Here is a 6,183-nt window from a genome sequence, read left to right as displayed (position 1 = left end):
GACCACCGGGCAGCGCTGATCGACCTCGGCATCCCGACCCTGCGGTCGCTGGCGCAGTCGGGCGAGGAGCCGCTGGCACCGGCCCTGTCGATCGCGACGCGACGTCGGCTGCTCCAGCAGGCCCGGCTGCAGCTCGCCGAGCGTGAGACGGGTCAGGCGCAGTACGAGCTCCTCGACCCCGAGCCGGGCAGGGGGCTGCAGATGCTGCCCGAGCCCGACGAGGGCGACGTCTACCTCGACTTCGAGGGAGACCCGTGGGCCGAGGGGGGCGCGGGCCGGGAGTACCTCGCGGGCCTGTGGACCCGTCAGGGAGAGTTCGTCGAGTTCTGGGCCCATGACTTCGCCGAGGAGGGCCGTCTGACGGCCGGGCTGCTCGACTGGCTCACCGACCGGTGGCAACGATTCCCCGACATGCACGTCTACCACTACGCGCCCTACGAGACGACGGCCCTGAAGCGGCTCGTCGGGCAGCACGCCACCCGCGAGGCCGAGCTCGACCAGCTGCTGCGACATGAGGTGTTCGTCGACCTCTACGCCGTGGTGCGCCAGGGCGTGCGCATCAGCAAGGGGTCCTACTCGATCAAGAAGCTCGAGGAGTTCTACTGGGGCCACACCCGGTCCGCTGACGGAGCGGGCGTGGCCGACGGGCTGTCGTCCGTCGTCGAGTACGAACGCTGGCTCGCCGGACGGGACGACGGGTCGGCCGACCAAGCCATCCTCGACGACATCCGCCGCTACAACGAGGAAGACGTCCGCTCGACGCTGGCCCTGCACGAGTGGCTCGAGGATCGGCGGGCCGAGCTCGAGGGGGCAGGTCATGTGTTGACCCGGCCCGTGCCGGAGAAGCTGCGCGAGATCTCCGACGAGGAACGCGCCGAGATCGCCCTCGCGGAGCGGCTCGTCGAGGGCGGTCACGAGCTCCTAGCGGGACTCGTCGGATGGCATCGGCGCGAGAAGCGCCCGGAGTGGTGGGACTTCTTCCGCTACAAGGAGCTCGAGACCCCTGAGCTCGTCGAGGACGGCACCGCGATCGGTGACCTCGGGGAGCCCGAGGAGATGCGCGTCGTCAAGCTCTCCAAGGTGTGGCGCTACCCGTTCCCGCCCCAGGACTGCAAGGTGGCGGTGGGCAAGTACGTCCCCGACGTCGACACCCATGCGCCGGTCGGCAAGGTCGTCGCCATCGACCCCATCGAGGGCTGGGTCGAGCTGTCGATGAAGAAGTCTCTCGCGCCGCCACGTCCCCGCGGTCTCGGCGGACCCGGGCCGGTCATGGACGCGGTGCTGCGCGCCAGCATCGCCCGCACCGGTGAGCTGGTGCTCGCCGGGGGCACGAACCTCGCGACGCGACTCATCGAGCGAGTCGTCCCGACGGGCGACGCGCTCACGGCTCGCCGCGACGAGTCCCCGAAGGACGTCGTCGTCCGGGTCGGCCGCGCGCTCGCCGGCGAGGTGCTCGCCGTCCAGGGTCCACCCGGCACCGGCAAGACGTATGCCGGGTCGGCCCTGATCCGTGAGCTGCTCGACGCAGGGCTCCGAGTGGGTGTCACGGCGCAGTCGCACGCCGTCGTGCTCAACCTCCTCGACGAGGTGGCGCGACCCGCCTGGCACAAGGACGGCAGCAACGTCGAGGAGGGCGACGAGCCCGACGACCCCAACGCGCTGATCCAGCACACCTCCGACAACGCCGCGATCGCGGCGGCCCTCGCGAGCAGCGAGGCCACGCTCGTCGGGGGCACCGCCTGGCTCTGGTCCCGCGACGACATGGTCGACGCGGTCGACGTGCTTGTCATCGACGAAGCTGGTCAGTTCTCGCTCGCCAACGCGGTGGCCGTCGCGCCGGCCGCGCGCTCGCTCGTCCTGCTCGGCGACCCCCAGCAGCTGACCCAGCCGACCAAGGCGGTCCACCCGTACGGATCCGGCGTGTCGGCCCTCGACCACCTGCGCACCACGGACGACGGCCTGGTCCACGACGTCATCCCCGCCGACCGAGGCGTCTTCCTCGACCGCACGCACCGCATGCACCCGAGTCTGACGGCGTTCGTCTCGGAGCTCGCCTACGAGGGTCGACTCGAGTCGGCGCCCGGCCGGGAGCGGCTCTCGGTGGAGGCGCCGGGTGCCCTCTCCGGAGACGGACTCCGCTGGGTGCCGGTCGAGCACGAGACCCTCGCCGAGCAGTCGAGCGGCGAGGAGGCCGTCGTCGTCCGCACCCTCGTGGACGACCTGCTGGGCGGCAGCTGGACCACCGCAGAAGGCGATTCGCTGCCCATCGGGCTCTCCGACATCCTCATCGTCGCCCCGTACAACGCGCACGTCGCGGCGCTGACGGCCGAGCTGCCGGCAGGCGCCCGGGTCGGAACGGTCGACAAGTTCCAGGGACAGCAGGGCGCCGTCGTCATCTACTCGATGGCGAGCACGACGGCGGCACTCGCGCCACGCGGTGTCTCGTTCCTCTACGACCTGCACCGCCTCAACGTCGCCATCTCGCGGGCCAGGGCCATGGCCGTCATCGTCGGTAGCCCGTTGCTCACCGACGCGGAGGTCCACACGCCCGAGGAGCTGCGCGCCGTCAACGCGCTCTGCCGTTATGTCGACGAGGCCAAGACCCTCTGACCGTGTCCTTGCCGGGAGACGGCGTCAGGGACGGCGGGGGAGCGTCGCCAGATCGGCCTCGACGACCTCCCGGTCCTCGGCGTCGGTGATGCTCGCGCAGACCTGCCGGGCCGCGGCCGACGTTGGCGGGGCTGACCTCCTCAACCTGGCCCCAGTGATGGAAGGAGGCGTGCGCCTGCGCGATCATCGCGTCGTCGTCCTCGACCGATCGGTCATCCCGGTCGAGCAGCTCCCAGGTCGCGTTGTAGAGGTCCACGCCGAGGCGCCGGTGGTCGATGTCGCTCAGGGCGGCAACCTAGCGCGGTGGTCCGGTCCAGGAGGCCGTGCGGAAGCGCCTCGCGGGCAGTGGGTGCGGTCACCGGGCCTCAGGCGCCGTGGGCAGCAACGTCCCAGAGGCGGCCCCCGCCGCGGATGCCGGGCAGGGCGTCCCGGATGGACCGCTCGGCGAGCTCGGGGGCGATACCGAGGTCGACGGCATACCGCAGGGCGACGGCCGGGGTGCGCTGGACGCCATGGCGGCAGTGCACGAGCACTCGCTTGCCCTCGGCCCGGAACTGGCGCAGCGCCGACGACGCGTCGTCGAGGACGAAGTCGAGGTGCGGGTTCGTCTCCTCCTGCTCCTCGTCGTTGATCCAGAACTCGATGTGGTCGCGGGCGGTCATCCCTGCCGCCGGGATGTCGTCGAGGCCGAGCGCGCACAGGGAGACGATGGCCTGGACGTCGAGCTCGCGGACGCGGTCGAGGTCGGAGATGGTGCCGAGGACGATGTCCGGGTCGATCGGGTGCGGGATCCCGAGGGTGGGGATGTGCGGGTCACCCATCGAGGTGACCGACGGCCAGTCCTCGTGACGACGCCCACCCACCGAGGTCGAGACGGCCAGCTCGACGAGGTCGTGGGCGCGCAGCCCGGGCCAGCCGTGCACCATGCGGCGCCACTGGGTCGGGACGGCCGAGGCGCCGTAACGCGCCCCGAGCAGCGAGCCCGCGATGGCTGCCACCGTGTCGGTGTCGTGGCCGGCTCGCACCGCTGCCTGCAGGCCGCGCTGCAGGTGCATGGCCGAGCCGTCGCCCCGGTCCGTCGTCGTGATGGCGGCCCAGGCGTCCTGCAGCGCGGTCACCGTGAAGCCGTTGTCGCCGAACCCACCCGGCTCCGCTCCGGTCGCCGCCTCGATCCAGTCACCCCACCGGCCGGTGTTGGCCGCGCTGACGAGGTCGAGACCGGCCGCGAGGTCGAGATGTCCTTCGGTGACCGCGACCCGGATCGCCTCCGACCACAGCACGGCGGAGTCCCCGGCCAGCGGGTCGGCGTGGGTCAGCAGGGCGATGGCCCGTGCGGCCCGCGCGGTCGCGTCGCGGTCCTCGAGCGCCGACAGCCCGACGATGGGGGTACGCATCAGGGCCCCGTTCCCGGCTGTCAGCCCGGTCCGCGCGTGCAGCGCCTCGCTGGCGCGCGTCAGGCGGTCGTGCGGGGCTCCCGCGAGGTGCTTCGCCTCCGTCAGGACGGCCCGCGTCTGGGTCCCCACGTCGGTGGCGCCCCCGTCGAGCCACGCCGTGAAGGCCTCGGCCACGGCGTCCAGGCCCGCGGGCGAGGAGAGGTCGACGCCCTGGGCCGCCACCCGAGCCACACAGAGCGTCATCTGTGTGTCGTCGCTCCACTCTCCCGGCTTGTAGGGGCCGAGGCCACCACCCTTCATCACGGCCTCACCGACGGGTGGCGCGGCCATCTCGTAGGGCACGCCGAGGGCGTCGCCACAGGCTTCACCGAGCAGCACCCCGGCCGCACGGTCGACAGCGATGGGGCGGATCGGCACGGCTGCTCCTCGATGGGGTCGGTGGCGGTCAGTGAGGGGTGGGGGTGGCGGGCGGGGGTGGCGGGCGGCGGCCTCAGGGCAGCGCAGAGGAAAACTACCGTCAGGTGCGACCGATCCGGACGCACGGTCCAACCCTCGACGCCCATGCGACGGGCACCGCAGGCCGATCCTCAGCGACCCAGGGCGACGCCGTAGGCTTCTGGCGTGCTGCAACCGCTGACCGTCGTGCTGCTCGTCGCGAGCGGCGTGCTGGGCCTGCTGGCCGCGCACCACCTTCTCCGGGGCCGTCTGGTCGACGACCCGGTCATCATCGTCGGCGCCGCCATCGAGCTCGCGCTGCTCGTGCAGCTCGTCGTGGGCCTGACCAAGGCCTCGGCGATCGGCGACGGCGCCGAGCGGGCGACCTTCATCGCGTACCTCTTCACGGTGCTGCTCGTCATCCCCGCCACCATCGTCATCGCCGTCAAGGAGAAGACGCAGTGGGCGATGGGCGTCGTGCTCGGGGGCGCCCTCGTCGTCGCCATCCTCGTCGCCCGTCTGCAGCAGGTCTGGAGCCTCAATGCCTGAGCCGCAACGCCAGTCACCGCCCGAGTCGCAGCCGGAGTCGCGGGGCGCGTCACACCACGAGTCCCCGCACACCGGGCACGGCTTCGGTCGTCTCCTCGTCGCGGTCTACGGCCTCCTCGCGCTCGCCGCCACGGGACGCTCGATCCTGCAGATCAGCGAGTACTTCGCCCGGGCCCCCGTGCCCTACCTCCTCTCGGCCGTCGCGGCGGTCATCTACCTCGTCGCGACGATCGGGCTCGCACGGGGCGACCGGGCGTCGGTGCGCCTCGCGACCATCGCCCTGTCCGTCGAGCTGGTCGGCGTCCTCGTCGTCGGGACGGTCTCGGCGGTCAGGCCCCAGGCCTTCCCGGACAAGACGGTCTGGTCACACTTCGGGCAGGGCTACGGTTTCGTGCCGCTCCTCCTGCCGCTCGTCGGCCTGTGGTGGATCCGCCGCACGGCCCGCGCCAGTGCTGCCTCCGCCGCCGAGGTGGCGCAGTCGGGCGACTGACGTCGCGCCGATAGGGTGGCCGCCATGACCGAGCAGACCCCTGCCCCTGCGCCGACGACGCAGGCGACACCCGTCGCCGGCCCCCTGACGGTTCGCGAGATCAGCGCCGACGAGGCCGTCGAGACCCTCCTCGAGCTCGGCGGCAGCTTCCTCCAGACACCCGCCTGGGGTCGAGCCAAGGCAGGGTGGCGCCGCACGCACCTCGGCTGGTTCGACGCGGCGGGTCACCGGGTCGGTGCGGGCCTCGTGCTTTCACGCACGATCCCGCGCCTGTCCCGGTCCTACGCCTACCTGCCGGAGGGCCCGGGCCTGCCCTGGGACCTCGTGGCGACCGACCCGTCGGCCTGGCTCGACCCGCTCGTGGCGTGGGCCAGGAGCACCAAGGCGTTCGCGCTGCGCCTCGGCTACCCCGTCGTCTCGCGCATCTGGGACCGCGAGCCGGTCAAGAAGCAGGTCGTCGACCAGGGCCTGCTCAGCTTCACGAGCCTCCCCGCCGCCGTCGACAACCCCGCCGCTCGCCGCCTCGAAGCATGGCTCGACCGCAACCAGTGGCTCGCGCTCGGCGCCGACGGCGTCGCCGTGGGCCAGCCCCGCCTGCTCTGCGTGGTCGACCTGCGCGGACGCACGGACGCCGACCTGCTCAAGGGCATGAACCAGCAGTGGCGCCGCAACGTCAAGAAGGCCGAGAAGGCCGGGGTCCAGGTG

5 protein-coding genes are annotated in these 6,183 nt (G+C 72.3%); 4 read left to right on the top strand and 1 reads right to left on the bottom strand.

Going from position 1 to position 6,183, the window contains the following annotated elements; all coding sequences use genetic code 11:
• The coding region (locus tag AC1DP0_RS16520) for a TM0106 family RecB-like putative nuclease (RefSeq protein ID WP_478086242.1) at positions 1-2,610 on the top strand (2,610 nt) is incomplete at its 5' end.
• A 365-nt stretch (positions 2,611-2,975) separates the two neighbouring features.
• On the opposite strand, the gene AC1DP0_RS16515 is transcribed toward AC1DP0_RS16520, so the two are convergent.
• The gene (locus AC1DP0_RS16515; protein ID WP_478086240.1) at positions 2,976-4,421 is read right to left on the bottom strand and encodes an ADP-ribosylglycohydrolase family protein; all 1,446 of its coding nucleotides are present in this window, start codon (positions 4,419-4,421) and stop codon (positions 2,976-2,978) included.
• A gap of 204 nt (positions 4,422-4,625) precedes the next feature.
• Here AC1DP0_RS16515 and AC1DP0_RS16510 point away from each other — a divergent pair, with 204 nt between their 5' ends.
• The 3 genes from AC1DP0_RS16510 to AC1DP0_RS16500 all read left to right on the top strand — a co-directional run.
• A complete protein-coding gene (locus AC1DP0_RS16510; protein ID WP_478086235.1) occupies positions 4,626-4,988 on the top strand; it encodes a hypothetical protein in 363 nt (120 codons plus the stop codon).
• The gene (locus AC1DP0_RS16505; RefSeq protein ID WP_478086230.1) at positions 4,981-5,478 is read left to right on the top strand and encodes a hypothetical protein; all 498 of its coding nucleotides are present in this window, start codon (positions 4,981-4,983) and stop codon (positions 5,476-5,478) included. The genes AC1DP0_RS16510 and AC1DP0_RS16505 overlap by 8 nt, the downstream gene beginning before the upstream one ends.
• 24 nt (positions 5,479-5,502) lie before the next feature.
• Positions 5,503-6,183: lipid II:glycine glycyltransferase FemX (locus AC1DP0_RS16500; RefSeq protein WP_478086226.1), on the top strand; the 681-nt coding region annotated here is incomplete at its 3' end.

Source organism: Terrabacter sp. P5_B1 (assembly GCF_056400505.1).
The sequence above is the reverse complement of the archived record's forward strand: the minus strand, read 5'-3'. Positions and strand labels throughout refer to the sequence as shown.